This is a genomic window from Mesorhizobium sp. B1-1-6, assembly GCF_006443035.1.
Taxonomy (GTDB): domain Bacteria; phylum Pseudomonadota; class Alphaproteobacteria; order Rhizobiales; family Rhizobiaceae; genus Mesorhizobium.
In genome coordinates this window covers 248552-275475 of the sequence record NZ_VFWR01000002.1, presented here as the reverse complement: position 1 = coordinate 275475, position 26924 = coordinate 248552, and the positions used below count along the sequence as shown (strand labels likewise).

The window sequence follows — 26924 nt, the reverse complement described above, 5'->3', positions numbered from 1 at the left end:
TGGGCAGGCAAGGAGGCAATTCCCTCAGGGAAAGCGCTACGCGCTTTTCCCGGGAAAACCGTGTCACGGTTTTCCTGGATCGTTCTAAATATGGATCGGCTTGAAGAACGTCGCCAATGCCGCTTCCTTCACTGCTTCCGACATGGTCGGATGGGCATGACAGGTGCGGGCGAGATCTTCCGACGAGCCGCCGAATTCCATCAGCACCGCCGCCTCGTGGATCATCTCGCCGGCGCCGAAGCCGACGATGTGAACGCCGAGCACGCGGTCGGTGGCCTTGTCGGCCAGGATCTTGACGAAGCCGTCGGTGTGCAGCATGGCGCGCGCCCGGCCATTGGCGGTGAACGGGAATTTCCCGACCTTGTAGTCGATGCCGGCCTTCTTCAATTCTTCCTCGGTCTTGCCGACCGAAGCGATCTCCGGGCTGGTGTAGACGACGCTCGGAATGACGTCATAGTTCACATGGCCGGCCTGGCCGGCAATGGTCTCGGCCACTGCCACGCCCTCATCCTCGGCCTTGTGCGCCAGCATCGGCCCGGCGATGACATCGCCGATGGCATAGATGCCTGGTACGTTGGTCCTGAGGTGCGCGTCGGTTTTGACCCGGCCGCGCTCATCGACCTCGACGCCCGCTTCCTTCAGGCCCAGGCTGTCGGCGAAAGCGCGGCGGCCGGTGGCGATCAGCACCATGTCGGCCTCGATCGTCTCGGCCGCGCCGCCTTTCACAGGCTCGAAAGTGACGCTGGCGCCCTTCTTGGCCTTGGCGACGCCGGTGACCTTGGCGCCGAGCCTGAATTCGAAGCCCTGCTTGGAGAGCAGCCGCTGGAATTGCTTGGAGACCTCACCGTCCATACCGCCGAGGATGGTGTCGAGGAATTCGACCACGGTGACCTTGGCGCCGAGCCGCGCCCAGACCGAGCCGAGCTCGAGCCCGATGACGCCGCCGCCGACCACGACGAGATGGCCGGGCACCTTGTCCAGCGACAGCGCGCCGGTCGAGGACACGATGACTTTTTCGTCGAAGTCGACCGTGACGCCAGGAATGCCGGCGACATCCGAGCCGGTGGCGATAACGATGTTCTTCGTCTCGATTTCCTCGACCTTGCCGTCCTCGCTCGTCACCGACACCTTGCCCGCCGCGACCACCGTGCCGATGCCGCGAAAACTATCGATCTTGTTCTTCTTGAACAGGAAGGCGACGCCGTTGACGTTCGCCGTCACCGTGGCGTCCTTGTGCGCCATCATCTTCTTCAAATTGAGCTTCGGTGTCACTTCGACACCCAGTGTGTCGAAGGAGTGGCCGGCTTCGGCGAACATCTCGGAGGCATGCAGCAACGCCTTGGACGGAATGCAGCCGATGTTGAGGCAGGTGCCGCCGAAGGTCGGGTTCTTCTCGACCACCGCGACCTTCAGCCCGAGCTGCGCCGCCTTGATGGCGCAGACATAGCCGCCCGGTCCCGAGCCGATGATTACGACGTCATAAGCCATGTTTGTTTCCCTTTTTCTTGGGGCGCTCAGCGGCCGCCGCTGACGTTCAGGATCGCGCCGGTCGTATAGGACGCGGCATCGGACAACAGGTAGAGAACCGCGCCCGCGACTTCATCCGCGGTGCCGGCTCTTTTCATCGGCAGAAGATCGCGGAAGCGTTCTATCCGGTCCGGCTGTCCACCCGAGGCATGGATTTCGGTATCGATGATGCCCGGCCGCACCGCATTGACGCGGATGCCTTCCAGCGCCACCTCGCGGGCGAGCCCCATGGTGAAGGTGTCGATCGCGCCCTTGGACGCGGCGTAGTCGACATATTCGCCCGGCGAGCCCAGAACTGCCGCAGCCGACGAGATGTTGACGATGGATCCACCCGACCCACCGTGACGGCTCGACATCCGCTTCACCGCTTCGCGGGCGCAGAGGAACGACCCCACGACATTGATGCGCATCATGCGCTCCAGCCGTGAAACATCCATCTCATCGACCCGCGCCTTGACGTCGACGATGCCGGCATTGTTGACGAAAGCATCGAGCCGGCCATAGCCGCGGTCGACGGCTTCAAACATGGCAACGATATCGGATTCGACGCCGACATCGCCCCTGACCGCAAAGGCCTCGCCGCCTGCGGCCTTGATTTCGCCGACCAGTGCCTCGGCGGCGGTCTGGTGGGAGGTGTAGTTGACCGCTACGCGATAGCCAGCCTTCGACCCGAGCCGGCAGATCGCGGCGCCGATGCCGCGGCTGCCACCGGTGACCAGCAGCACCTTTTGCGTCCCGCTCATTCCTGGCATCCCTTCAAGGCAAACACGTCCGACGGCACTTTCGAAAACCCGGCGCCGCCATAGGCGGTGGATTGATGCAACACCGGACCGAGATCGGGCAGGATCAGCGTCTTCGGTGCTTCGACGCCTTCGGCCGGCAACAGGCCGATGCTGCCCTTTTCATCCGACGTATAGATGACGCCGTTCCACAAGGTGCAGGCGGCAAGCTCGGTGCCGGTAACGTCGCCTCCCGGGCATTTGTACATCAGCGCCCCGTTCGGTCGCGAAACACCTTCGTTCCATTGGACGATGCCGTTCAGCAGCACATCGTTGTCGAGGATCAAGCGGAACGTGTTGGTGACGGTCGCCGACGTGCCGGTCGGCGTAAAATTGATCTCACTGCCGCTCTGGGCATCGCCGTAGACGGCGAGTTCGGCCGGGCATGCGGCATTAGCGTGGACAGCGGCGAATGCCATACCGGCCGCCAGCGCTATCGGTCTGGCAGGCCCAGGGAACAGGGCCATTATTGGCTACTCCGACCGCGAGCCACCATCCGACCGCCTCACAGATCAAGCACCAGCCGTTCCGGATCCTCCAGGCTTTCCTTGACGCGCACCAGGAAGGTCACCGCTTCCTTGCCGTCGACGATGCGGTGATCGTAGCTCAGCGCCAGATACATCATCGGCCGGATCACGATCTGGCCGCCGACCACCACGGGCCGGTCCTGGATCTTGTGCATGCCCAGAATACCCGACTGCGGCGCGTTGAGGATCGGCGTGGACATCAGCGACCCGTAGACGCCGCCATTGGAAATCGTGAACGTGCCGCCCTGCATGTCGGCGACCGACAGCTTGCCGTCGCGCGCGGCGATGCCGAGCCGGCCGATCTCCTTCTCGATCTCGGCGATAGACATCTGGTCGGCATCGCGCACCACCGGGACGACAAGGCCCTTCTCAGTGCCGACGGCGACGCCGATATGGGCGTAGTTCTTGAAGATGATATCGGTGGCGTCGATCTCGGCGTTGACCGAGGGGATTTCCTTCAAGGCATGGGTGACGGCCTTGGTGAAGAAGCCCATGAAGCCGAGCTTCACGCCGTGCTTCTTCTCGAACACGTCCTTGTACTTGGTCCTGAGCGCCATCACCGCGCCCATGTCCACCTCGTTGAAGGTGGTGAGCATGGCGGCGGTCGACTGCGCTTCCTTGAGCCGGCGCGCGATGGTCTGGCGCAGCTTGGTCATGCGCACGCGCTCCTCGCGCGCCGCGTCGTCGCCTGAGGACGGCGCACGGGCAGCAACCGGCGCTGCCGGGGCCGGGGCCGCCTTCGGCGTCTCGGCCGGCTGCGACGGCGCACCTTTGGAGATGGCGTCGAGCACGTCGCCCTTCAGCACCTGGCCGCGCTTGCCGGAGCCGGAAAGCTGGTCGACCGACAGATTGTTCTCGGCGATCAGTTTCGCCGCTGCCGGCGCCGGGGGCATGGTGCGCGGCTCGACCGGACCGGCGTCGCCGGCGACCTTGGCGGTCTCGGCGGCGGCCTGTTTGGTGGTCTGCGCGGCGTCGGGGCTCGATGCCTGCGCCACGGCTTGCGGCTTGGTGACCGGTGCGGCGGCGCCACCGGCCGAAATCGAGCCCAGAAGCGCGCCGACCCCGACCGTCTCGCCTTCCTTGGCGGCGATCTCGCCCAAGGTTCCAGCGCCCGGCGAGGGAACCTCGACCGTCACCTTGTCGGTTTCGAGCTCGACCAGCGGCTCGTCGGCGGCAATGGCATCGCCCACCTTCTTGAACCATTTGCCGATGGTTGCCTCGGTGACGGATTCGCCGAGAGTGGGAACGCGGATTTCGGTAGCCATTGTGCCTGTCCGTTTGTTGTCTGTCTGTTCTATTCGCTCAACTCTGCCTACTCGCCGAGCGCGTCTTCGAGCAAGGCGGCGAGCTGGGCGAGATGCTTGGACATAAGCCCGGTCGCCGGCGAGGCGGATGCCGGCCGGCCGGTGTAGCGCACCCGCTGGTGCTTGGCGTCGATATGCGCCAGCACCCATTCCAGATACGGGTCGATGAACGACCAGGCGCCCATGTTCTTGGGTTCCTCCTGGCACCACACCATTTCGGCATTGCGGAAGCGCGACAGTTCGGTGATCAGCGCCTTGGCCGGGAACGGGTAGAGCTGTTCGACGCGCAGCAGATAGATGTCGTTGATGCCACGCTTCTCACGCTCCTCGTAGAGGTCGTAATAGACCTTGCCCGAGCACAGCACGACACGGCGGATCTTGGAATCCTTGGTCAGCTTGATGGCCTGGTTGGGCAAGAGCTGGGCATCGTCCCACAGCAGCCGGTGGAACGAGCTTTCGCCCGACATTTCCGGCAGCGTCGACACCGCCCGCTTGTGGCGCAGCAGCGACTTCGGCGTCATCAGGATCAGCGGCTTGCGGAAGTCGCGCTTCAACTGCCGGCGCAATATATGGAAGTAGTTGGCCGGCGTCGTGCAGTTGGCCACTTGCATGTTGTCCTCGGCGCAGAGCTGCAGGAAACGCTCGAGCCGGGCAGACGAATGTTCCGGTCCCTGGCCTTCATAGCCATGCGGCAGCAGGCAGACGAGGCCCGACATCCGGAGCCACTTGCGCTCTCCGCTGGATATGAACTGGTCGAACACCACCTGGGCGCCGTTGGCGAAGTCGCCGAACTGAGCTTCCCACAACGTCAGCGCCTTAGGCTCGGCCAGGCTGTAGCCATATTCGAAGCCGAGCACGGCTTCTTCGGACAGCATTGAGTTGATGACCTCATAGCCGGCCTGCGCCGCCGACAGATTGTTGAGCGGGATGTAGCGGGTCTCGTCGCGCTGGTCGTAGAGCACGGAATGGCGCTGCGAGAAGGTACCCCGCTCCGAATCCTGCCCGGAGAGGCGGATCGGGTTGCCGTCGAGCAGGATGGCGCCAAAAGCCAGCGCCTCGGCCGTCGACCAGTCGATGCCTTCGCCGGATTCGATGGCCTGGCGGCGGTTTTCGAGGAAGCGGATGATCGTCTTGTGCGCCTCGAAATTCTTCGGCACCTCGGTCAGCTTCTTGCCGATCTCCTTCAGTGTCTTGGCCGGCACCGCGGTCTTGCCGCGCCGCTGTTCATCCTGGTTGTCGGCCGTACGCAGGCCCGACCAGGCGCCATCCAACCAATCGGCCTTGTTGGGCTTGTAATGCTGGCCGACTTCCCACTCGGATTCCAGATGCTCCCGCCAGTCGGCCTTGAGCTTGTCGAACTCGGCCTGCGTCAAGTGGCCTTCGGCGATCAGCCGGTCGGCATAGATCTGCACCGTTGTCTTATGGTTGCGGATGTTGCGGTACATGATCGGCTGCGTGAAGGCCGGCTCGTCGCCCTCATTGTGGCCGAAGCGGCGGTAGCAGAACATGTCGACCACGACAGGCTTGTGGAATTTCATGCGGAATTCGATCGCCACCTTGGCGGCGTGCACCACGGCCTCCGGATCGTCGCCGTTGACGTGGAAGATCGGCGCCTCGATCATCTTGGCGACGTCGGACGGGTAGGGCGACGAGCGCGAGAAGCGCGGATTGGTGGTGAAGCCGATCTGGTTGTTGATGATGAAATGCAGCGTGCCGGCAACGCGGTGGCCGCGCAGGCCGGACAGGCCGAGGATTTCGGCAATGACGCCCTGGCCGGCAAAGGCGGCGTCGCCATGCAGCAAAAGCGGCAGCACCTTGGCCCGCTCTTCCAGCGGCACGATCTCCTCGCGGCCACGGCCGAACAGATAATCCTGTTTGGCGCGCGCCTTGCCCATCACCACCGGGTCGACGATTTCAAGATGCGAGGGATTGGCGGTCAGCGACAGATGCACCTTGTTGCCGTCGAACTCGCGGTCCGACGAGGCGCCAAGATGGTATTTGACGTCGCCCGAGCCCTCGACCTCGTCGGGTGCGGCCGAGCCGCCCTTGAATTCGTGGAAGATGGCGCGATGCGGCTTGGCCATCACCTGGGAGAGTACGTTGAGGCGGCCGCGATGCGCCATGCCGAGCACGATCTCCTTCAGCCCGAGCTGACCGCCGCGCTTGACGATCTGCTCCAGCGCCGGGATCAGCGCTTCGCCGCCGTCGAGGCCGAAGCGCTTGGTGCCTTTGAACTTGACGTCGGCGAACTGCTCGAAGCCCTCGGCCTCGATCAGTTTCTGCAGGATCGCCTTCTTGCCGGTCGCGGTGAAGGAAATCTCCTTGTCGGCGCCCTCGATGCGCGCCTGGATCCACGCTTTCTCTTCCGGATCGGAGATATGCATGAACTCGACGCCCAGCGTCGAGCAATAGGTGCGGGTCAGGATGTCGAGCATCTGGCGGATGGTGCCGAATTCGAGCCCGAGCACATTGTCGAGGAAGATCGGCCGGTCGTAGTCGGCTTCGGTGAAGCCGTAATTCTCTGGCGACAGCTCGTTGTAATCCTCGAGCGTGGCGATGCCGAGCGGGTCGAGATTGGCGTGCAGATGGCCGCGCATGCGATAGGCGCGGATCATCATGATGGCGCGCACGGAATCGCGCGTCGCCTGGTGCACGTCGGCGTCGGAGGGGACGGCGCCGTTGACGGCTGCCTTCTCCTTGACCTTCTTTTCGATGTGCTTCTCGACCAGGCCCCAATTGCCGTCGAGCGCCGACACCAGCTCGCCATTGGCCTGCAGCGGCCAGGAGGGCTTGGCCCACGAGGCGCCCTTGGCGTTCTTGCGGACATCCCCGGCATCGTCCTTCAGGCCGGCGAAGAACTCCTGCCATTCGGGATTGACCGAGGCTGGATCGTCCTCATACGCCGCATAGAGCGCGTCGATATAATCGGCATTGCCGCCATAGAGGAAAGAGGTGAGCGAAAATTGGTCGTTGGCCTGATCTTGTCGTGCCATTTTGTCTGCGGAGCCTGGCTCCGTCTCCTTTCGAGGGGAATAGTGAGTAGTCAGTAAGGAGTAGGAAAAATGAAGACTTTCCCGTTCAGCTGCTACTCACCCGTTCTTCCCTTTTCACTACTCACTATTGACTACTCACTAGCCCTTAATTGCCTCGACCAGCGTCGTGCCCAGCCGGGCCGGCGATGGCGAAACTTTTATCCCGGCCGATTCCATTGCCGCGATCTTGTCTTCGGCGCCGCCCTTGCCGCCCGAGATAACCGCGCCCGCATGGCCCATGGTGCGGCCGGCCGGCGCCGTGCGTCCGGCGATGAAGCCCGCCATCGGCTTGCGGCGGCCGCGTTTGGCCTCGTCCTTGAGAAACTGCGCGGCGTCTTCCTCGGCCGAGCCGCCGATCTCGCCGATCATGATGATCGACTTGGTCTCGTCGTCGGCGAGGAACATTTCGAGCACGTCGATGAATTCGGTGCCTTTGACGGGATCGCCACCGATGCCGACAGCGGTGGTCTGGCCGAGGCCGACATTGGTGGTCTGGAACACGGCTTCATAGGTAAGCGTTCCCGAGCGCGAAACAACACCGACCGAACCCTTGCGGAAGATGTTCCCGGGCATGATGCCAATCTTGCATTCGTCGGGGGTGAGCACGCCGGGACAGTTCGGGCCGATCAGCCGCGACGTCGAACGGTCGAGCCGCGCCTTGACCTTGATCATGTCCATGACGGGAATGCCTTCGGTGATGCAGACGATGAGCGGGATTTCGGCCTCGATGGCCTCGATGATGGCTTCGGCAGCACCCGCCGGCGGCACATAGACGACGGAAGCGTTGGCGCCGGTCTTGGCCTTGCCCTCGGCGACGGTGGCGAAGATCGGCAGGTTCTCGCCCTTGGCGCCGGTCCAGGTCTCGCCGCCCTTCTTGGGATGGATGCCGCCGACCATCTTGGTCCCGTGATAGGCCAGCGCCTGTTCGGTGTGGAAGGTGCCGGTCTTGCCGGTCAGGCCCTGCACGAGCACCTTGGTGTTCTTGTCGACGAGAATGGACATGGTGAGAACGCCTCTGAATTCAGCGATTACAAGAAAGGATTGACGGCTCGCACCGAGCCATAAACCTGGTTGTGGTTGAGATCTTCGGTGTAGAAAATCGGCGCGCCGAGATATCCGGCTGCGGCAAGAAGCGCGGCGTCGTAGTAGTGAATTCCGTAGCGGCGTGCGAGGTCCAGTCCTGCGCGAACATAGCTTTCGTCGACAGGCACCAGCGGACAAGTGCCGAGGAGGACCAGCCATTGGTCGAGCAGATCATCCCCCAGAAGGGATTTTCCTCGCGCCACCGCTGTGAATTCGGCCAAGGTTTGCCCCGACACGCCAAAGACAGTGCTCGATACCAGGTCTTCTGCGATTGGCGCGCGACGTGGGTCACGATTCTTCTCCGAAGCCGCGTAGATCAGGACGTTCGTGTCGAGAAAGCAGTCGATCTTCCCGGTCGGCATAGGCGTCCCTTCGATCCCACTTGTAGGGGGTGTCGGCGCTGTCGCTCCGTTTCGCAGCCTCGTCCATAAGCCGCTTCATTCCCGCCTTGGCCCAGGCAATCCGATCTTCCTGCTCGACTTCATGCGCAAGCAGTGAACGAATGAGGGCGTTGAGCGTCGTCTTGCGACGTCCGGCAAGGCCTCGCGCTTTCTCAAGCAGTGCCTCGTCCATGGCCAGGGTGACGTTCTTCATCGCTCGTCTCCACATAAACACACAGCCAATATATGTGTGATTATGTGTCTTTCTTCAACCGCTTTGCCCAGGATTTCCATCGCTCAGCCATCCCCCAAAACGGAAGGCGGGACGCGCCGGTAAAGGCCGCTCATCATGTCTTGCCAGCCGTCGCTGCCGACGAGCTGGAATTGCAGTCGCATGCGATAGCTGTCGCTGCCGTCGAAAGCGTAGGTCACGCGTGCGGCCCCGCGCGGCGACGAGCGCAACAGCGTCAGTGTGTTGCCCTCCCACGTGCCGGAGGCCGGCGAGGCCGGCACAAAGCCCATCGAATCGAACTGATGCATGGTGACAAGGCTGTTTTGCCGGTCGAAGCCGAACACGCTGTGCGCGCCGAACGAAATCGTCCCGTCGCGGCGCTGGCGATAGCGTTGCACTACGAACAGGCCGCCGAACTGTGCCTCTGCCAGTACTTCCGAAGTCGCTGAGCCGCCATCGGCCCATTGTGTGTCCGCGACCTCTTCCTCGCCACGCCACGCGCCGACCAGCGCCTGCAGGCGCTGGTGATCAGGCGAGAGCGAGGAGAAGGAGGCCGCGTTCATGGCTCAGAGCCGCTTCAGGTCGGTGACGGTGAGAGCGCTCTTGGCGTTGCCGGTGTTGAGCGTCGTCGCCGGCTCGAACATCAGCACCACCGGTTCCGGTGTCAGCGAACGCGGCCGGTGCTCGACGCCGCGCGGCACGACGATGAAATCGCCTTCGCCGAGCTCGACCGGACCGTCGCGGAAATCGATGGCGATGCGGCCGCGCAGCACGAGGAAGGCTTCGTCTTCGTTGTCATGGGCGTGCCAGTCGAAAACCGCGCCGAACTTGGCGACCTTCGCCTGGCTGTCATTGACGTCGCCGGCGATATGCGGATCGAAGACATCCGCGATCTTCGCATCCGCAGCCTCGACGAGGTTTATCTTGCGTGGAGGCACTTGATCAGCCCTTCACCGCCGCCACGATTTTCTTGGCCGCGTCGTCAAGATCGTCGGCTGACACGACGTTGAGGCCGCTGTCGTTGATGATCTTCTTGCCGAGTTCGGCATTGGTGCCTTCCAGGCGCACGACCAGCGGCACTTTCAGGCCGACTTCCTTGACCGCGGCGATGACGCCCTCGGCGATGATGTCGCATTTCATGATGCCGCCGAAGATGTTGATCAGGATGCCCTTGACCGCCGGATCCCTGGTGATGATCTTGAAGGCCGCCGTCACCTTTTCCTTCGACGCGCCGCCGCCGACATCGAGGAAGTTGGCCGGCTCGGCGCCGTAGAGCTTGATGATGTCCATCGTCGCCATGGCGAGGCCGGCGCCATTGACCATGCAGCCGATATTGCCGTCGAGCGCGACATAGGCGAGGTCGTATTTCGACGCCTCGATCTCCTTCTCGTCCTCTTCGGTGGTGTCGCGCAGCTCGAGCACATCCGGATGGCGAAACAGCGCGTTGTTGTCGAACGACACCTTGGCGTCGAGGACGCGCAGCCGGCCGTTTTTCATGACGATCAGGGGATTGACCTCGAGCAGGCTCATGTCCTTCTCGACGAAGGCCTTGTAGAGGATCGGGAACAGCGTGCCGCCGTCCCTGGCAGCATCGCCGTCGAGCTTCAGCGCGCCATTGAGTTTCTTCACGTCATCCGCGGTAACGCCCTTTTCCGGATCGATGGCGACGGTGATGATCTTTTCCGGCGTGTCGTGGGCGACCGCCTCGATGTCCATGCCGCCTTCGGTCGAGACGACGAAGGCGATGCGGCCGACCGAACGGTCGACCAGAACAGACAGATAGAGCTCGCGCTCGATGTCGGCGCCATCCTCGATATAGAGCCGGTTGACCTGCTTGCCGGCCGGGCCGGTTTGCTTGGTCACCAGCGTGTGGCCGAGCATCTCGTTGGCGTTGGCGACGACGTCGGCGACCGACTTGGCCAGCCGCACGCCGCCCTTGGCGTCAGGCCCGAGCTCCTTGAACTTGCCCTTGCCGCGGCCGCCGGCATGGATCTGGCTCTTCACCACATAGAGCGGGCCGGGCAGCGCCTTGGCGGCGGCTTCCGCCTCATCCGCCTTGAACACCGGCACGCCTTGGGCCACCGGCGCGCCAAAGCCCTTCAGCAGCGCCTTGCCCTGATATTCATGGATGTTCATCTGGATCGTCTCCGGATCAGCTGCTGGGGTTCACTTCGAGGCGAGTTGCGGCGCGATCTTGACGCAGGCCTCGGTCAGGCCTTGCACCGCCGCCACCGAGCTATCGAACATCTTCTGCTCTGGCTTGGAAAGCTCGATCTCGATGACGCGCTCGACGCCACCGGCGCCGATCACCACGGGAACGCCGACATAGGTGTTCTTCACGCCATACTGGCCGGAAAGGTGGGCCGCGCAAGGCAGCACACGCTTCTTGTCCTTGAGATAGGCTTCGGCCATCGAGATCGCCGATGCGGCCGGCGCATAATAGGCCGAGCCGGTCTTCAACAGGCCGACGATCTCGGCGCCGCCGTCGCGGGTGCGCTGCACGATTTGGTCGAGCTTCTCCTTCGAGGTCCAGCCCATCTTGACGAGATCGGGCAGAGGAATGCCTGCAACCGTCGAATAGCGGATCATCGGCACCATGGAATCGCCATGGCCGCCGAGCACGAAGGCGGTGACGTCCTCGACCGAGACCTTGAACTCCTCGGCCAGGAAATAGCGGAAGCGAGCGCTGTCGAGCACGCCGGCCATGCCCACGACATGGGTGTTGGGCAGGCCGGAAAACTTCTGCAGCGCCCAGACCATCGCATCCAGCGGATTGGTGATGCAGATGACGAAGGCCTTCGGCGCGTACTTCTTCAGGCCGGCGCCGACCTGTTCCATGACCTTGAGGTTGATGCCGAGCAGATCGTCGCGGCTCATGCCCGGCTTGCGCGGCACGCCGGCGGTGACGATGCAGACGTCCGCCCCTTCGATCCCGGCATAGTCGTTGACGCCGGTCAGCCTGGAATCGAACCCGTCGACCGGCGACGATTGCGCAATATCGAGCCCCTTGCCCTGCGGGATGCCTTCGGCAATATCGAACAGAACCACGTCGCCGAGGTCCTTGAGGCCGATCATGTGAGCGAGCGTGCCGCCGATCATGCCAGAGCCGATAAGCGCTATCTTGTTGCGTGCCATGTCAGGATAGTTTCCCTTTGTTCGTGATGTCGCTCAAATCGCTGACGATCTGATGACGGCGTCGAGGAAGAGACCGGAATGCTGCGGGGATCCCGCGAGATTTCGCCGCACCCAATAGCCCCGGCGCCGCGTAAATTCAAACGATTATTTTGGAGCGAGCGTTTTCAATCGGTTAGAGTGACCGGGAATTACGTAAACGTAAAAGTTTGAAAACTCGACTGGGGAAAATCTACACGATGAAGATGGAGATCGTAAGACTTGATGCCGGCAATGACGCCCTTGTGATGCGGGTCGCCGAGGATGTGTTCGACGAACCGGTCAGGCCAGATCGATTGGCAGTCTATCTCAGGGAACCCGGCCACTTCATGGTCGTGGCGCTCGCCGACGGCGTGACCGTCGGTCAATGCGCCGCCATCATTCACCGTCATCCCGACAAGGCGACGGAGCTCTACATCGACGAGGTCGGCGTATCGCCGGCCTTCCAGCGCCAGGGCATCGCGCGAAAGATGCTCGACGCGATGTTTGCGATCGGCAGGGAGAATGGCTGCGAAGAAGCCTGGGTCGGCACCGAGCCGGACAACCGTGCCGCCCGCGCGCTTTACGAGTCGCGCGAGGAGACGCACGAGTCAGCAGAGAGCTTCCTCATGTATGTTTATCAACTGTAGCGAGGCTGACAGGAGTTCGGCCTATCTTCGTCCTAGGGTGCGCGCTTCGCTTTGCGTCGCTCCGCCCTGGGACGAAGGCGGCGTAGCCGGCGCCTGCCGCGCCTCCGGCGTCGTCTTCGCCTTCCGCCGCTCCGCCCAATCCTCCAGCCAGTCGCGGCTCTGCATCTCGATCAGCCGCGAAGCCGTGCGTTCGAACTCGAACACCTCGACGCCGCGCTTGGCCACATAGAGTTGCTGCGGCGGCGCTTCCGCGCTTACCACCAGCCTGATGTGATGGTCGTAGAGCGTGTCGACCAGCAGGATGAAGCGCTTGGCCTCGTTGCGCCGGCCTTCACCCAGCACCGGAATGTGGTCGATAAAGATGGTCGAGAAGCGGTCGGCAAGGGCCAGATAGTCGCGCGCGCCGAGTGGTTTCTCGCACAGATCGGCGAAGGAAAAACGCGCCGCGTCGCCGGCGGCGCGCGGAACGGCCAGCTGCCGGCCCTTGACGGCAAGCAACGTCTCGGCCGTCGGCGCGCCGCGGGTCATCGTTTGCCAAGCCGCGTCCATCGCCTCATCGGCCGCCGCATCGGTGGGCGTGACATAGACCGGCGTACGGGCAAGCTTTTCCAGCCGATAGTCCTTGTCGGCATCGAGCGAGAGCACCTGCGCGTGCCGTTCCAATATGCCGATGAAGGGCAGGAAAAGCTGACGGTTCAGCCCGTCGCGATAGAGATTTTCCGGTGCCACGTTCGACGTCGCCACCAGCACCACGCCGCTGGCGAACAGCGCCGAAAACAGCCGGGACAGGATCATCGCATCGGCGATGTCGGTGACCGAGAACTCGTCGAAACACAGTACCCAGGCCTGTTCGGCAAGCGCCCGCGCCACCGGCGGAATCGGATCGTCTTCCCTCACCGTGCCGTCCTTGCGCTCCTGCCGGTGCTTCTGGATGCGGTCCTGCACCTCGGCCATGAAGTCGTTGAAATGCACGCGGCGCTTGCGCCGCACCGGCAGCAGCTCGAAGAACAAGTCCATCAACATGGTCTTGCCGCGGCCGACGCCGCCATGGATGTAGAGGCCCTTGACCGCCTCGTGCGTCTCGCGCCTTCGGGCGAAGAGCCAGCCAAGCGCGCTCGATTTGTGCGCCAGCCGCTTCACCGAAATCTCTGATATCAGCCGGTCGAGAGCGGTGACGATCCGCTCCTGCGCCGGATCGCGCTCGATGGCACCGGTGTCGACCAGATGGTCGTAACGCTGCCTGACGGTCACATGGGTCTGGAGGCCGTCACGCAGATGCATAGGTCACGTCGTTGTCGAGGGATTGGCTTACCTTGTAAGCGAGATCGGCAGGCCATTGGAAGTCTGGCCGTCGAATTTCGAGCCGCCCGAGGAATAGAGCCGTGCCAGCGTGCCGCCATTCTCATCGTAAAGCGTCAACTGCTTGCCGGCGACGTTCCATGACTTGATGCCGTCGATCGGCGCCGGGCAATGCAGCGGTCCGGCGCGGAAACCGGCGCCGAATTTGGTCTGCGGCGTCGCCACCTTGCAGCTCTGGCCGGAAACGCTGGCGTTCCATACGCCGGCGACACTGGCCGCGGTCAGGTCCGGCGCACCCGCCGGCGCCGAACCGTCCGGCGGCAAGGAGGCGACCTGGCTGTTCTGCGGGGCGGTCGGGAATTGCGAAGGATCCGTGGTGCCGGGGGAGGCCGGGGGCGGCAACTGGTTGGCCGTCACCTGACCGGACGGCGCCGGCTGCAGCGGCGCCGGCTGCTGGTCATCCATCGAGGAAAACCGTGAGGTTGAGCAGCCGCTCGCAACGAGCGCCGCCAGCGATACGGCCACCAGGGCTGTTTTCGAAAAAGTCATTTCAACCTCCGTCGGATCCGGCGGGGCTGCCGTCCGCACAATGTCGCCCTCCACCAAGATGGAGAAGGTGGCGAAATTTCAACCCGATATGGTTAAAATAGGGTTTGCGCCAAGAATTGTTGCAAATTTGTCGCTATCATCCGGCCAGCGGAGCGCTCGGCACGAATATATAGCCGTCCGGTCCGACGACATAGCTCTCGCGCAGGCCGTGCGGCTTGTCGATCGCTCCGGCCAGCACGATGTGGCCGTGATCGCGCGCGGCGGCCTCGACCGCATCCGGATTGGCGCCGTAAAGGCGCAGTTCGATGCCGGCGCCGCGTGTCTCGGCGCCGGCGATCGTCCCTGTCATGGCATTGTCGAGATAGGAATGGTCGGCGTGCAGCATGAACACCGAGCCCAGCAGCTCGATCGCCGCGAAATCCTCGTCGGCATAGATGATATCGGCGCCGAGCACGTCGCGGCAGAAGGCTTCCATGGCCGCCATGTCGCTCACCAGCAGGTTGACGCCGATGCCGCGCGCCAGCGAGCGGCCGAAATCCCCGGCCTTCATCCATGGTGTCCTGGTCCGCTTCATCGCCATGGCATCGTCCTCCCCAATCCGATCCTACTCAAGCCGGCCGCCCGGGCCGTTGGCATTCGGCCGGCAAACGCTTGCGCCAGCCGGCACAAGGGCTATGTCTATCAAGACGAAATTCGCTGGAGCCGCAAATTGGCTGCGAGACCGAAAGCCGCCAATCGCTACTATAACGGCCCGCCCAGCGATCATTTCGACGGAATCTTGTTCTTCAATCCCGGCGGCCAGCCGCCGGCGCGTTTCGCCGATCTGCTGAAATGGCAGTTCAATGGCCAACGCTCGAAATGGCCGGCCACCAATCCGAGCCCCTTTCCGCAGGCAAAGCCGCCTGCACGTGTCGAGGGCGCCGGCCTGACCGTGACCATGGTCGGTCATTCCACGCTGCTGGTCCAGACCGCGGGCCTGAACATCCTCACCGATCCGGTATGGTCGCTGCGGGCCTCGCCGTTCTCCTTCGTCGGGCCGAAACGCGTCAACGCGCCGGGCATCGCCCTGGCCGACCTGCCGCCGATCGATCTCGTGCTGGTCAGCCACAATCACTACGACCATCTCGACATCGCGACGCTGAAGCAGCTCAAGGCCAGGCACGACCCGCTGGTGGTGACCCCGTTCGGCAATGACGTCCTGATTGGCGGGGCGGTTCCCGGCATGCGGCTCTCGGCGCATGACTGGGGCGACAGGGTCGACATCGGCGATGGCGTGGCCGTCCATGTCGAGCCGGCGCATCACTGGTCGGCGCGCGGCACACGCGACCGGCGCATGGCGCTATGGGCCGGCTTCGTCATCGAGACGCCGGCCGGCCGGATCTATTTCGCGGGCGATACCGGCTTCCATGACGGCATCAACTACCGGCTCATGGCTCACAAGCACGGCGGCTTCCGCTTCGCCATCCTGCCGATCGGCGCCTATGAGCCGCGCTGGTTCATGGCCTCGCAGCATCAAAACCCGGAGGAGGCGGTGCAAGGCATGACATTGTGCAACGCCGCCTATGCGGCCGGCTGCCATTGGGGCACGTTCCAGCTCACCGACGAACCGATCGACGAGCCGGCACGCAAGCTCGACGAGGCGCTGGAGGCCGAGGGCCTGCCGCGCGAACGTTTTCGCGCCTTGCGGCCAGGTGAGGTCTGGGACGTGCCGCAGGAAGCGGCGCTTTGACCGGGGCCGGCCGCGGCCGGCGGAACCCGAGCGCCACCGGCGCGTTTGTTGAAGGGGCTTCGATTTCTATCGCTTTGCGAGGCATTTCCATGCTTAAATGGATCATCATTCTCCTGATTATCGCCGCCGCTGCGAGCCTGCTCGGCATGCCGGCATTAGCAGGTGCGGCCGCCACCGGCGCGCGCATCCTGATCGGTATCGTGCTGATCATATTCCTGCTGATCGTGCTCGGCGTCTTCGCCGTCACCTGAAGGCGCGATGCACTGGTAATTCCCGCCCTTTTCCGCCATATAGCGGCAAACAGTACGGAATGACCGGAAGAAATGGCAGGCACCGCCCCTTTCGCCAAGATGAACGGCATCGGCAACGAGATCATCGTTGCCGACATGCGCGGCCGTGCCGACCGGGTGACGCCGACAGCTGCGATCGCGCTCAACGCCGATGCCTCGACGCGGTTCGACCAGATCATGGCGATCCATGAGGCGCGGACGCCGGGTACGGCCTATTTCATCGACATATTGAATTCGGACGGCTCGGGCGCGCAGGCCTGCGGCAACGGCATGCGCTGCGTCGTCCAGGCGCTGGCGGCCGAGACCGGACAAAAGACATTCACCTTCGAGACCGTCGCCGGAATCCTCAACGCGCAGGAACATGCCGACGGCTCGATCTCGGTCGACATGGGCACGCCGCGCTTCGGCTGGCGGGACATTCCGCTCGCTGAGGAGTTTCGCGATACCCGCATGATCGAATTGCAGGTCGGCCCGATCGACGCCCCGGTGCTGCATTCGCCCTCGGTCGTCTCCATGGGCAATCCGCATGCCATCTTCTGGGTCGACCGCGACGTCTGGTCCTACGAACTCGACCGCTTCGGACCGCTGCTCGAAAACCATCCGATCTTCCCCGAGCGCGCCAACATCACCATCGCGCAGGTGACCTCGCCCGACAGCATGATCATCCGCACCTGGGAACGCGGCGCCGGCCTGACCAAGGCTTGCGGCACGGCATCCTGCGCCGCCGTCGTGGCTGCGGCCCGCACCCGGCGCACCGGGCGCAGCGTCAATCTACTGACCCCCGGCGGCGGCTCGCTGCACGTGGAATGGCTTGAAAACGACCATGTCATCCTGACCGGTGCGGCCGAATGGGAGTTTTCCGGCAGCTTCGATCCCTCGAGCGGCGCCTGGGCGCGCGACACCGAAAGCGCGGCCTGATGCCCGCTCCTTTCAAGGATGGCGATGTGGGGAAGGGCCCCAATCGCATCGAACTGGTGACCTTCGGCTGCCGGCTGAACACTTATGAATCCGAGGTGATGCGGCGCGAGGCCGAAACTGCGGGCCTCGGTGGGCTGGCTGGCGGCGCCATCATCTTCAACACCTGCGCCGTCACCGGCGAAGCGGTCCGCCAGGCCAAACAGGCGATCCGCAAGGCGCGCCGCGACAACCCCGAGGCTCGCATCATCGTCACCGGCTGCGCGGCGCAGACCGAGCCGCAGAATTTCGCTGCCATGGACGAGGTCGATCTCGTTCTCGGCAATGAGGAGAAGCTGAAGGCCAATTCCTATCGCGCGCTGCCGGATTTCGGCGTCAACGACAGCGAGAAGGCGCGCGTCAACGACATCTTCTCCGTACGCGAGACCGCCGGCCATATGGTCGATGCCATCGAGGGCAGGGCACGCGCCTTCGTGCAGGTGCAGAATGGCTGCGACCACCGCTGCACCTTCTGCATCATCCCCTATGGCCGCGGCAATTCACGCTCGGTGCCGATGGGCGCCGTGGTCGAACAGGTCAAGCGGCTCACCGGCAACGGCTATGCCGAGATCGTGCTGACCGGCGTCGACATGACCAGTTTCGGCGCCGACCTGCCGGGTGCGCCGAAACTCGGCAGGCTGGTGAAGACGATCCTGCGCCAGGTGCCGGACGTGAAGCGCCTGCGCCTCTCCTCCATCGATTCCATCGAGGCCGACGACGATTTGCTCGACGCCATCGCCACCGAGCCGCGGCTGATGCCGCATCTGCATCTGTCGCTGCAATCCGGCGATGACATGATTTTGAAGCGCATGAAGCGTCGGCATCTGCGCGATCAGTCGATCCGCTTCTGCGAAGACGTGCGCAAGCTGCGCCCTGACGTCGTCTTCGGCGCCGACATCATCGCCGGCTTCCCGACCGAGACGGAGGCGATGTTCGAAAATTCGGCAAAGATCGTCGAGGAATGCGGGCTGACCCACCTGCACGTCTTTCCGTTTTCGCCGCGCGAAGGCACGCCCGCCGCGCGCATGCCGCAGGTCCGCCGCGAAGTGATCAAGCAGAGGGCCGCCCGCCTGCGCGCCGCCGGCGAGACGGCATATCGCCGCCATCTGTCGTCGCTCTCCGGAACGCGCCAGTCGATCCTGATCGAGCGCGACGGGCTCGGCCGCACCGAAGGGTTTACGCTCGCCGCGCTCGCCACCGGCGCGCCGGGCGAGATCGTCGAAGCAACAGTCACCGGTCATGACGGCGCCCGGCTGATCGCGGCTCCGCTTGCCGCCCGTGCCGCCTGAGAAACGCAAGAGATGGCCGGGTTCTTCAAGAAGATATTTTCGTTCGGCAAGAAGGAGGTCGTCGAGGAGCGCGTCGACGAGACCGCCCCGCTGCCGCCGATCAAATGGGATCAGCTCGACACGCTGAAGCCGGCGGCCGAGCAGGCCGTTCCGGAATTCCTGAAGCGGGAGGAGACCCAGGCTCAGCCTCCCGTCGAGCCCGCGCCGCCCGAGGAGCCGACACCCAAGCCTGCCCCGGCCATTCCGCCGGTGCCGGAGCCGACCATTCCGCCCGAGCCGGAACCGCTGCCGGAGCCGCTGCCGGAGGAGGAACCGGCACCGGCGCCAGAGCGCCCGGAGCCGCCGGCCCCTGAGAAAATTCCGACACCCCCGGCCATTCCGGAGCCTGCGCCCGAACCGCGGCCGCAGGAGGTACCGCAACCAGCGCCCGCCGAGCCGGAAATTGTCCCGTCGCGCCCGGAGCAGCTGCCGGAACCGGCACCCGCCGAAGTACCGACGCCCGCCGAAGTTCCGGTCGAGACGCCGGCGCCAATCGAGATTCCTGCGACACCGTCTTCCGCGCAGCCTTCACAGGCCGGCGCCGCCCCTCATCCGCCTGCCGGCACCCTCTCCCCGTATAGTGACGGGGAGAAGGAAGAAGCTGCAACGCCAACGCCTCCCTCTCCCCGTCCTTCACGGAGAGAGGGTAAGGGTGAGGGGCAGCGCCAGCCTATCGAGAACCTGGCACCCAGTGCCGAAACCGCCGCCGAAATCTCGCCGCCAATTCGCCAGCCTGCGCCCATCGAGCCGCGGCCTGTACGCGCCGAAATCGCGCCGGAACCTGAGGCAGTTCCCGTCCCGCCGAAGCCTGCGCCCGCCCCCGGAAAGGTAACGGTCGCCAGAAAGGTGGAGCAGAAGGCCGAGCCGCAGAAGGCGCCGGCGCCGGCGCCGCGGCGCTCCTGGTTCCAGCGCATGCGGGACGGGCTTGCCCGCTCCTCGCGCGAATTGTCGGGCAACATTGCCGGCGTCTTCACCAAGCGCAAGCTCGACGACGACACGCTGCAGGACCTGGAAGACGTGCTGATCCGCGCCGATCTCGGGCTGGAGACCGCCTTGCGCGTCACCGATTCGCTGGCCGCCAGCCGCTACGGCAAGGATGTCTCCGACGCCGAGGTCCGCACCGTGATGGCGCAGGAGGTCGAGAAGGTGCTGACCCCCGTCGCCCTGCCGCTGGAACTCGATCTCAGCCACAAGCCGCATGTCATCCTGGTGGTCGGCGTCAACGGTACCGGCAAGACCACGACCATCGGCAAGCTGGCGGCCAAACTGACCGATGGCGGCCTGTCGGTGATGCTCGCCGCCGGCGACACGTTCCGCGCCGCCGCTATCGAGCAGCTCAAGATCTGGGGCGAGCGGACGAAATCGCCGGTCATCGCCTCCAAGCTCGGCGCCGATGCCGCCGGCCTCGCCTACGATGCTTTCGAGAAAGCGAAGGAAGCAGGCTCCGACGTGCTGATCATCGATACCGCCGGCCGCCTGCAGAACAAGGCCGAGCTGATGGCGGAACTCGAGAAGATCGTGCGCGTGCTGGGCAAGCTCGATCCGGAAGCGCCGCACACCGTGCTGCAGACGGTCGACGCCACCACCGGCCAGAACGCGCTCAACCAGGTGGAGATCTTCCGCAACATCGCCGGCGTCAACGGCCTGGTGATGACCAAGCTGGACGGGACGGCGCGTGGCGGTATTCTGGTGGCGATCGCGGCAAAACACAGATTGCCGGTCTATTTCATCGGCGTCGGCGAACAGGTCGACGACCTCGAACCGTTCTCGGCAAGCGAATTCGCCAGGGCGATCGCTGGCGTTGCCTAACGGCATGATCCCGGAAGTTGCTTCAACCGGATCGTGCGTAAGAAGGAAGATATGAACCCACCCATTCTCGAACGCGATCCGTCCGACCCGCAGAAAGAGAAGAAGGAAGGCGTCAACCCGCTGCTCAAGCTCGTTCTCGAGCTAGGGCCGCTGCTGGTGTTCTTTTTCGCCAATGCGCGCGGCGAATGGCTGACGCAGAAATTCCCGGCGCTGGCTGAATTCGGCGGCCCGATCTTCGTCGCCACCGGCCTGTTCATGGCCGCCACCGCGATCGCGCTGGTCGCGTCGTGGCTACTCACCCGCACCCTGCCGATCATGCCGATGGTGTCGGGCGTCGTCGTCTTCATCTTCGGCGCGTTGACGCTCTACCTGCAGGACGACATCTTCATCAAGATGAAGCCGACCATCGTCAACACGCTGTTCGGCGGCGTGCTGCTCGGTGGGCTGTTCTTCGGCAGATCGCTGCTCGGCTACGTCTTCGATTCCGCCTTCAGGCTGGATGCCGAGGGCTGGAGAAAACTCACCTTCCGCTGGGGTCTGTTCTTCCTGTTCTTGGCCCTCGTCAACGAGGTGGTGTGGCGGAATTTTTCGACCGATGCCTGGGTTACCTTCAAGGTCTGGGGCATCATGCCGATCACGCTTCTGTTCACCTTCAGCCAGATGCCGCTGATCCTGCGCCATTCGCTGGACGACAAGACCGGCGGCGAAGAGAAGGCCGGCAAGTAAGGCCTGCAAATTGGGGGAGTGCCATGGAATTCGTTACCACGCGCGAAGAGCTGCGGACGATCTACAAGACGCCGCGTCCGACGGATGGTTCGATCCGCAAGGAATTGAAGGCGCTGGACGGCCATTGCCGCTCCTTCATCGGCAAGAGCCCCTTCGTGCTGATCGGCTCCTCCGACGGCGAAGGCAATGCCGATGTGACGCCCAAAGGCGACAAGCCAGGATTCGCCGCCGTGCTTGACGACAGGACCATCGCCATCCCCGACCGGCCCGGCAACAACCGGCTGGATACGCTGGAGAACATCCTGCTCAACCCGTCGGTCGGGCTGCTGTTCCTCATTCCCGGCATGAACGAGACGCTGCGCGTCAACGGCGACGCCCGCATCACCGTCGACGCGGGTTTGCGCGAACGGCTGGCCGTCGACGGCAAGGAGCCGCAGAGCGTCGTCGTGGTCGCCGTCAAGGCCGCCTACATGCATTGCGCCAAGGCCTTCATGCGCTCCGACTTGTGGAAGCCCAACAGCTGGTACGACCGCGCCACGCTGCCGACGCTCGGTCAGATCCTGCGCGACCAACTGGCGCTCGCCGATTCGGCCGAGGCGACCGACCGCTGGCTGGACGACGAATACAAGCAGACGATGTGGTAGCCTGCGCGGAAGATTCGTCCGAGCGTCGCCTTGCTGAACCTCCTTGCCATTTCCGGCAGCCTGCGGGCGGCCTCCACCAATTCGGGCCTGGTCGCGGCACTGGCGTGGAACGCGCCAGAGGGCTGCCGCGTCGCCATCCATGAAGGACTCGGCCTGCTGCCGATCTTCAACCCCGACGACGAGGGTGAGCGGACGCCGTCCGAAGCGTCCAGGCTGATCGATGCCGTCACCGCCGCCGACGGCGTCATCATCTCATGCCCGGAATATGCGCATGGCGTGCCGGGCGGCCTGAAGAATGCGCTCGACTGGCTGGTCTCGCGCGATGCCGCCGTCGACAAGCCGGCCATGCTGGTGCACGCCTCGCCGCGCTCGCTCTATGCCCGCGCCGCATTGGCGGAGATCATGCGCACCATGTCCTTCGCGCTTCATGACGGCGGGCTGGAGATCGGGCTGCTCGGCAAGAAGCCAGCTGAGGTGGAGGCCGTCCTGGGGGAGCAGGCGAACGCGTTGGCAATGCGAGATGCGTTGTCCGCTTTCGCGGATTTCATTCGCGCGCGTTAGCGCCTACCCTTTTCTCAGCGTCTCGACATCGGTCTTGCCGACATACCAGTCGCGGGCGTTGACCTCCTCGAAGACCACCCAGACATCGTCATTGCCGAGCCCGGTGGCGTCCATGATCGCCGCCGTGACTTTTTTGGCGATGTCGGCTTTCTTGCCGGCCGGATCGGCGGCGATCACTTCCTTGACGATGCGGATGTTGACGAATGGCATGACGTCCTCCCCTTTAATTCAGCTCAGTAGGTCTTGGCGCCGTTCACCATCAGCCGGACCATGTAGAGCGAGGTGGTGCCGGCGATGTAGAGACAGTTCAGCTTGGCGCCGCCGAACACGCAATTGGCCGTCACCTCGGGCACCTTGACCTTGCCGATCAGCGTTCCGTCCGGATCGTAGCAATGGATGCCATCGGCGGCGCTAGTCCAGATGCGCCCGGCATCGTCGAGCCTGAAGCCGTCGAACAGGCCTGCGGTGCAGTCGGCGAAGACTTTTTCACCCGAGACCTTCTTGCCGCCCTCGCCGACATTGAATACCCGCATATGCGCCGGGTTCTGCGCGCCATGCGTGCGGCCGGTGTCGACGACATAGAGCTTGCTCTCGTCGAGCGAGAAAGCCAGCCCGTTCGGCCTGACCATGTCGGTGATGACAGCCTCGACATCGCCGGTACCGGGATCGACCCGGTAGACATGGCAGGCGCCGATCTCGCTCTCGGCCCTGTCGCCCTCGTAATCGGTGTCGATGCCGTAGGTTGGATCGGTGAACCAGATCGAGCCGTCCGACTTGACCACCACGTCATTGGGCGAATTCAGCCGCTTGCCCTTCCATTTGGCGGCGATGGTGGTGACCGAACCGTCGAACTCGGTGCGGCTCACGCGGCGCCCCGAATGCTCGCAGGTCACCAGCCGGCCCTGCCGGTCGACGGTGTTGCCGTTGGAATTGCCGCATGGCTGCCGAAACACGCTGACGCTGCCGTCGGTCTCGTCGTAACGCATCATGCGGTTGTTCGGGATGTCGGACCAGACGACATAGCGGCCGGCGGCGAACCAGGCCGGCCCTTCCGCCCATCGGCAGCCGGTGAAGAGCTTATCCACTTGCGCATTGCCGTTGAACAGCCGCGCAAAACGCGGATCGAGAATTTCGTAGTCGGCGGCGGCCATTCTTTCCTCCCGGTAACGTTGGCGATCCGGCGGCGATCAAGCCAGCAGGAGATCGATATGGCAAGGTCGGCGGCGATGACATTTCCGCAATTTGTAAGACAAAACGACAGGAACCGGCATTCCCATCACGGAAGGGCAATGCGCCGGCGCCGGGGGTGGCGTTCAGGCGCCATTAACCGGCTATGCACATAGCGCAATGGTGCATTGCAACATCTTCTTTTTGCGATGCACTATTCCTATGTCATGCTCCGTATCGATCAAGGGAGGAAGAAACCGGCCGCCAAATGCGGCCCAGAAGGAAACTCGCTATGATCCTCGACAGCCTCTTGACCCGCGCCCGCAGCAGCATCGCCAAGCGCAAGAACTACAACCGCCTCGTCGCTGAAATCGACAGCTTCTCCAGCCGCGATCTGGCCGACATGCGCGCCGACCGCTCGGAAATGCTTTATCAGGTCCACAAGCAGATCTACGGCTGAGCCCACAACAAGCAGATTCGCGCGCTCCGGGACATTGCTGTTCCTCAACGGTGATGACGAGGGCGCGTGAAAACAGAAGCATTTGACACGTCGGCGAGCGGCGAACGCTTGTCCTTCAATTGTCGACGCGCCCGAAAGCCGGCACCTCGCCGATGACGGTGCGCCGGTCCTTGCCGCAGGCGAAGGACCGTGCTTTCTCGTCGGCAAGCTTGCGCGCCTGATCGTTGGCGGCAGGATTTCCTGTAGCCAGCACCAGTGCGACCGTGCAGCCGTCGCGCGCATCCATTTGCGCGACCTTGGAGACGAGCAGCACGTCGGTGGGTTTCTTCTCGTCTTCCGGATTGCTGATCGAGCGGCGGTGAATGACCGCGAACGGCACCGCCTTGTCGCCGTCGGTCTCGATGCGCCACTCGATCCTGGCGCCTGAGGAATTGAAGCCGGAGAAACTTTCCCACACCGATGTCATGTCGCCGCCGGGCGGGAAACCATAAAACAGCGATTCGCGCGCATCGTCATAGGCGATCAGCACCGGATATCCACGATAGCCCGAACAGGCGAGGTCGGCCCAGTCGCCATCGCCGTCCCCGGCTTGCGCATAGGTGACGCAGTCGTTCTTCCAGTCGAGATCGGTGTAGGCGCTCGATATCTCGCCGGCATGCGCTGCCTGGCAGACGCTGGCGAGAACGAGCGGAAGAACCAGGCTGCGCATCGCGGACATCTCCGTTGGAGGTCGCAGCAGCCTATCGCCAAATGCTATTTCTTCAAGCTCGCCTCGATCAGCAGATCGGCGTTTACGGCTACCGACGCCGCCGGGCCGCCGGCGCCGAACAACTGGCCGCTGATATAGGCGCCTTCGATCAGAAGCAGCAGACCGTCGCCCAGCGTGTCGGCGTCGGCGGCATTCATTGCGGCGGCCATGGCGCGCAGGCGGCGGCGCAGTTCCTGCTTGTTGTCCTCGCTCACCACGCGTGCCGGATGGCCGCGCTCGGGATATTCTACGGCCGCATTGGTCATGCCGCAGCCGCGATAGTCAGGCTTCTGCGTGCGCTTGCCGACGCGGGTCAGGAAGGCTCGGATTTGCGCGCGCGGATCGCCGGGATGGGCGTTCACCGCCTCGTCGAAGCGTTCCCAGAATTCGAGGTCGTATCGGCGCAGATAAGAGGCGGCCAATTCGTCCTTGGAGGGAAAGCTGCGATAGAGGCTGGGCTTGGTGACCCCGGCGCGCCGGACGATCTCGTCGACGCCGATCGCCCTGATGCCTCGCCGGTAGAACAGGTCGCGCGCCACGCCGAGTATCTTTTCCGCCGCCTTTGGCGGACCCGACGCGTGAGCGCTGCTGATGGACGGTTCAATTTTATTGTCTGGTGGCATTCGCGGTCTCGGTTGACACTGTTACCGATCGGTACGTATACATGTTTCCATCCTGCAACGTACCGGTCAGTAACATGCTAGCTCAATCCCGTCCATTTGGCCAGCACTACGCTTTCGTCGTGGTCGCCGTCATCTTTCTCTGCCTGCTGATCGCGGCCGGCCTGCGCTCCGCGCCAGCCGTCATGATGCTGCCGCTGGAGGAAAGTTTCGGCTGGCGGCGCGACGTGGTGTCGCTGGCTGCCGCGGTCGGCATCTTCCTCTACGGCCTGACCGGACCGTTTGCCGCCGCGCTGATGGAGCGGATCGGGCTGCGGCGCACGCTGCTTGCCGCGCTTGTCGTGATGTCGGCCTCCACCGCGCTCAGCCTGCTGATGACCAAGCCATGGCATCTGCTGATCACCTGGGGCGTGTTTTCCGGCGTCGGCTCCGGCGCGGTCGCCACCGTGCTCGGCGCCACGATCGTCAACCGCTGGTTCAAGACCAACCGCGGCCTCGTCATGGGCTTGATGTCGGCCTCCAGCGCCACCGGTCTGCTGGTCTTCCTGCCGCTGCTGGCCTCGCTGGCGCAGTCGGGCGGCTGGAAGCCGGTCGTCACCGCCATCTCCCTCGCAACGGCCTGTCTGGTGCCGCTGGTGCTGCTGCTGGTGCCGGAACGCCCGGCATCGATCGGCATGGTGCGCTACGGCGCGGAAGCCGACGACGTGCCGCCGGTACCGCCGGCGGCACAAGGCAATTTCCTGACCCACACGCTGACCACGCTGCGCCGCGCCGCCGGCACGCGCGTCTTCTGGTACCTGTTCGCCACCTTCTTCGTCTGCGGTTTCACCACCAACGGGCTGGTCGGCACGCATCTCATCGCATTTTGCGGCGATATGGGCATCAACGAGGTGCAGGCGGCTGGCCTGTTGTCGATGATGGGTATTTTCGACCTGATCGGCACCACGCTGTCGGGCTGGCTCACCGACCGTTTCGATCCGCGCAAGCTGCTCGGCGTCTATTATGCGATCCGCGGCCTTTCGCTGATCTATCTGCCCTATTCCGGCTTTTCGGCGACCAGTCTGATCATCTTCGCCGTGCTTTACGGTCTCGACTGGATCGCCACCGTGCCGCCGACGCTGCGGCTCGCCAATGAAGCCTTCGGCGACCGCAGCGGCCCGATCGTGTTCGGCTGGATCGTCGCCGGCCATCAGGTGGGCGCGGCAACCGCCGCTTTCTTCGGCGGCACCATGCGCGAACTGCAGGGCAATTACGAACTGGCCTTCCTGATCGCCGGCATGACCGCGATTGCCGCCGCCTGTATCTCGCTCCTGATCAACACCAGCCGGCCGGCGTTCGACCCGGAGCCGCAAGCGGCATAGTGCGCCTTCGAACGA

30 protein-coding genes are annotated in these 26924 nt (G+C 64.0%); 11 read left to right on the top strand and 19 right to left on the bottom strand.

Features of this window, described 5'->3' with window-relative positions; all coding sequences use genetic code 11:
* Positions 1 to 84: 84 nt before the first annotated feature.
* The 12 genes from lpdA to mdh form a co-directional block, all read right to left on the bottom strand.
* Complete coding sequence (lpdA, locus tag FJ979_RS04940) at positions 85 to 1488, bottom strand: dihydrolipoyl dehydrogenase (protein WP_140566666.1); 1404 nt, start codon at positions 1486 to 1488, stop codon at positions 85 to 87.
* Positions 1489 to 1514: 26 nt separating this feature from the next.
* Positions 1515 to 2270, bottom strand: coding sequence for an SDR family oxidoreductase (locus FJ979_RS04935; protein ID WP_140554849.1), 756 nt, complete (start codon positions 2268 to 2270; stop codon positions 1515 to 1517).
* Positions 2267 to 2725: a hypothetical protein gene (locus tag FJ979_RS04930; protein ID WP_181168550.1), complete on the bottom strand. Its 459-nt coding sequence runs from the start codon at positions 2723 to 2725 to the stop codon at positions 2267 to 2269. The genes FJ979_RS04935 and FJ979_RS04930 overlap by 4 nt, the downstream gene beginning before the upstream one ends.
* An 86-nt stretch (positions 2726 to 2811) precedes the next feature.
* On the bottom strand, positions 2812 to 4098 hold the full coding sequence (gene odhB / locus FJ979_RS04925) for a 2-oxoglutarate dehydrogenase complex dihydrolipoyllysine-residue succinyltransferase (protein WP_140580163.1): 1287 nt from the start codon (positions 4096 to 4098) through the stop codon (positions 2812 to 2814).
* A 47-nt stretch (positions 4099 to 4145) separates the two neighbouring features.
* Entirely contained in the window at positions 4146 to 7130 is a 2985-nt protein-coding gene (locus FJ979_RS04920; protein WP_140566674.1) for a 2-oxoglutarate dehydrogenase E1 component, read from the bottom strand.
* A 138-nt stretch (positions 7131 to 7268) separates the two neighbouring features.
* A complete protein-coding gene (gene sucD / locus FJ979_RS04915; protein ID WP_140518080.1) occupies positions 7269 to 8171 on the bottom strand; it encodes a succinate--CoA ligase subunit alpha in 903 nt (300 codons plus the stop codon).
* 26 nt (positions 8172 to 8197) lie between these two features.
* Positions 8198 to 8614 (bottom strand): PIN domain-containing protein, encoded by a 417-nt coding sequence (locus FJ979_RS04910; RefSeq protein ID WP_033838548.1) that lies wholly within the window; start codon positions 8612 to 8614, stop codon positions 8198 to 8200.
* On the bottom strand, positions 8541 to 8846 hold the full coding sequence (locus tag FJ979_RS04905; protein ID WP_140492797.1) for a hypothetical protein: 306 nt from the start codon (positions 8844 to 8846) through the stop codon (positions 8541 to 8543). Before FJ979_RS04905 ends, FJ979_RS04910 begins: the two co-directional genes overlap by 74 nt.
* An 83-nt stretch (positions 8847 to 8929) precedes the next feature.
* Positions 8930 to 9427: a DUF1579 family protein gene (locus FJ979_RS04900; protein WP_140566676.1), complete on the bottom strand. Its 498-nt coding sequence runs from the start codon at positions 9425 to 9427 to the stop codon at positions 8930 to 8932.
* A 3-nt stretch (positions 9428 to 9430) separates the two neighbouring features.
* Positions 9431 to 9802, bottom strand: coding sequence for a cupin domain-containing protein (locus FJ979_RS04895; RefSeq protein ID WP_140524969.1), 372 nt, complete (start codon positions 9800 to 9802; stop codon positions 9431 to 9433).
* 4 nt (positions 9803 to 9806) lie between these two features.
* Positions 9807 to 11000: an ADP-forming succinate--CoA ligase subunit beta gene (gene sucC / locus FJ979_RS04890; protein WP_140492804.1), complete on the bottom strand. Its 1194-nt coding sequence runs from the start codon at positions 10998 to 11000 to the stop codon at positions 9807 to 9809.
* 30 nt (positions 11001 to 11030) lie between these two features.
* Entirely contained in the window at positions 11031 to 11999 is a 969-nt protein-coding gene (mdh, locus tag FJ979_RS04885; protein ID WP_140492808.1) for a malate dehydrogenase, read from the bottom strand.
* Between the two features lie 236 nt (positions 12000 to 12235).
* Here mdh and FJ979_RS04880 point away from each other — a divergent pair, with 236 nt between their 5' ends.
* The gene (locus FJ979_RS04880) at positions 12236 to 12664 is read left to right on the top strand and encodes a GNAT family N-acetyltransferase (RefSeq protein ID WP_140492811.1); all 429 of its coding nucleotides are present in this window, start codon (positions 12236 to 12238) and stop codon (positions 12662 to 12664) included.
* A gap of 21 nt (positions 12665 to 12685) precedes the next feature.
* On the opposite strand, the gene zapE is transcribed toward FJ979_RS04880, so the two are convergent.
* The 3 genes from zapE to FJ979_RS04865 form a co-directional block, all read right to left on the bottom strand.
* Positions 12686 to 13945 (bottom strand): cell division protein ZapE, encoded by a 1260-nt coding sequence (gene zapE, locus FJ979_RS04875; RefSeq protein WP_140566682.1) that lies wholly within the window; start codon positions 13943 to 13945, stop codon positions 12686 to 12688.
* Between the two features lie 27 nt (positions 13946 to 13972).
* Positions 13973 to 14512, bottom strand: a complete 540-nt coding sequence (locus FJ979_RS04870; protein ID WP_140492818.1) for a protease inhibitor Inh/omp19 family protein — start codon at positions 14510 to 14512, stop codon at positions 13973 to 13975.
* A 136-nt stretch (positions 14513 to 14648) separates the two neighbouring features.
* The gene (locus FJ979_RS04865) at positions 14649 to 15092 is read right to left on the bottom strand and encodes a hypothetical protein (protein WP_140492821.1); all 444 of its coding nucleotides are present in this window, start codon (positions 15090 to 15092) and stop codon (positions 14649 to 14651) included.
* Positions 15093 to 15221: 129 nt separating this feature from the next.
* On the opposite strand from FJ979_RS04865, the gene FJ979_RS04860 reads away from it, so the two are divergent.
* The 8 genes from FJ979_RS04860 to FJ979_RS04825 all read left to right on the top strand — a co-directional run bounded on the left by FJ979_RS04860 (position 15222) and on the right by FJ979_RS04825 (position 22553).
* Positions 15222 to 16241: an MBL fold metallo-hydrolase gene (locus FJ979_RS04860; RefSeq protein WP_140524971.1), complete on the top strand. Its 1020-nt coding sequence runs from the start codon at positions 15222 to 15224 to the stop codon at positions 16239 to 16241.
* Between the two features lie 89 nt (positions 16242 to 16330).
* Positions 16331 to 16492, top strand: coding sequence for a DUF1328 family protein (locus FJ979_RS04855; RefSeq protein WP_140518074.1), 162 nt, complete (start codon positions 16331 to 16333; stop codon positions 16490 to 16492).
* A gap of 72 nt (positions 16493 to 16564) precedes the next feature.
* Complete coding sequence (dapF, locus tag FJ979_RS04850) at positions 16565 to 17449, top strand: diaminopimelate epimerase (protein ID WP_140518073.1); 885 nt, start codon at positions 16565 to 16567, stop codon at positions 17447 to 17449.
* Positions 17449 to 18774, top strand: coding sequence for a tRNA (N(6)-L-threonylcarbamoyladenosine(37)-C(2))-methylthiotransferase MtaB (gene mtaB, locus FJ979_RS04845; RefSeq protein WP_140580162.1), 1326 nt, complete (start codon positions 17449 to 17451; stop codon positions 18772 to 18774). The genes dapF and mtaB overlap by 1 nt, the downstream gene beginning before the upstream one ends.
* Positions 18775 to 18786: 12 nt before the next feature.
* Positions 18787 to 20622, top strand: coding sequence for a signal recognition particle-docking protein FtsY (gene ftsY, locus FJ979_RS04840; RefSeq protein ID WP_140580161.1), 1836 nt, complete (start codon positions 18787 to 18789; stop codon positions 20620 to 20622).
* 51 nt (positions 20623 to 20673) lie between these two features.
* Positions 20674 to 21348, top strand: a complete 675-nt coding sequence (locus FJ979_RS04835) for a septation protein A (RefSeq protein WP_140492839.1) — start codon at positions 20674 to 20676, stop codon at positions 21346 to 21348.
* Positions 21349 to 21371: 23 nt separating this feature from the next.
* A complete protein-coding gene (locus FJ979_RS04830; protein ID WP_140492842.1) occupies positions 21372 to 21992 on the top strand; it encodes a pyridoxamine 5'-phosphate oxidase family protein in 621 nt (206 codons plus the stop codon).
* 30 nt (positions 21993 to 22022) lie between these two features.
* Entirely contained in the window at positions 22023 to 22553 is a 531-nt protein-coding gene (locus tag FJ979_RS04825) for an NADPH-dependent FMN reductase (protein WP_140492845.1), read from the top strand.
* 3 nt (positions 22554 to 22556) lie between these two features.
* Here the strand turns inward: FJ979_RS04825 and FJ979_RS04820 are convergent, their stop codons facing one another.
* Complete coding sequence (locus tag FJ979_RS04820; protein WP_013892236.1) at positions 22557 to 22763, bottom strand: 4-oxalocrotonate tautomerase family protein; 207 nt, start codon at positions 22761 to 22763, stop codon at positions 22557 to 22559.
* Between the two features lie 23 nt (positions 22764 to 22786).
* The gene (locus tag FJ979_RS04815) at positions 22787 to 23704 is read right to left on the bottom strand and encodes an SMP-30/gluconolactonase/LRE family protein (protein WP_140518068.1); all 918 of its coding nucleotides are present in this window, start codon (positions 23702 to 23704) and stop codon (positions 22787 to 22789) included.
* A gap of 308 nt (positions 23705 to 24012) precedes the next feature.
* On the opposite strand from FJ979_RS04815, the gene FJ979_RS04810 reads away from it, so the two are divergent.
* Entirely contained in the window at positions 24013 to 24180 is a 168-nt protein-coding gene (locus FJ979_RS04810; RefSeq protein WP_140492852.1) for a hypothetical protein, read from the top strand.
* Between the two features lie 115 nt (positions 24181 to 24295).
* On the opposite strand, the gene FJ979_RS04805 is transcribed toward FJ979_RS04810, so the two are convergent.
* Together FJ979_RS04805 and FJ979_RS04800 are read right to left on the bottom strand one after the other, a co-directional pair.
* Positions 24296 to 24889: a hypothetical protein gene (locus FJ979_RS04805; protein ID WP_140554860.1), complete on the bottom strand. Its 594-nt coding sequence runs from the start codon at positions 24887 to 24889 to the stop codon at positions 24296 to 24298.
* Positions 24890 to 24933: 44 nt separating this feature from the next.
* Positions 24934 to 25551 (bottom strand): TetR/AcrR family transcriptional regulator, encoded by a 618-nt coding sequence (locus FJ979_RS04800; protein WP_140566696.1) that lies wholly within the window; start codon positions 25549 to 25551, stop codon positions 24934 to 24936.
* Positions 25552 to 25625: 74 nt separating this feature from the next.
* Here FJ979_RS04800 and FJ979_RS04795 point away from each other — a divergent pair, with 74 nt between their 5' ends.
* Positions 25626 to 26909, top strand: coding sequence for an MFS transporter (locus tag FJ979_RS04795; protein ID WP_181168541.1), 1284 nt, complete (start codon positions 25626 to 25628; stop codon positions 26907 to 26909).
* The last annotated feature ends 15 nt before the right edge of the window (positions 26910 to 26924 follow it).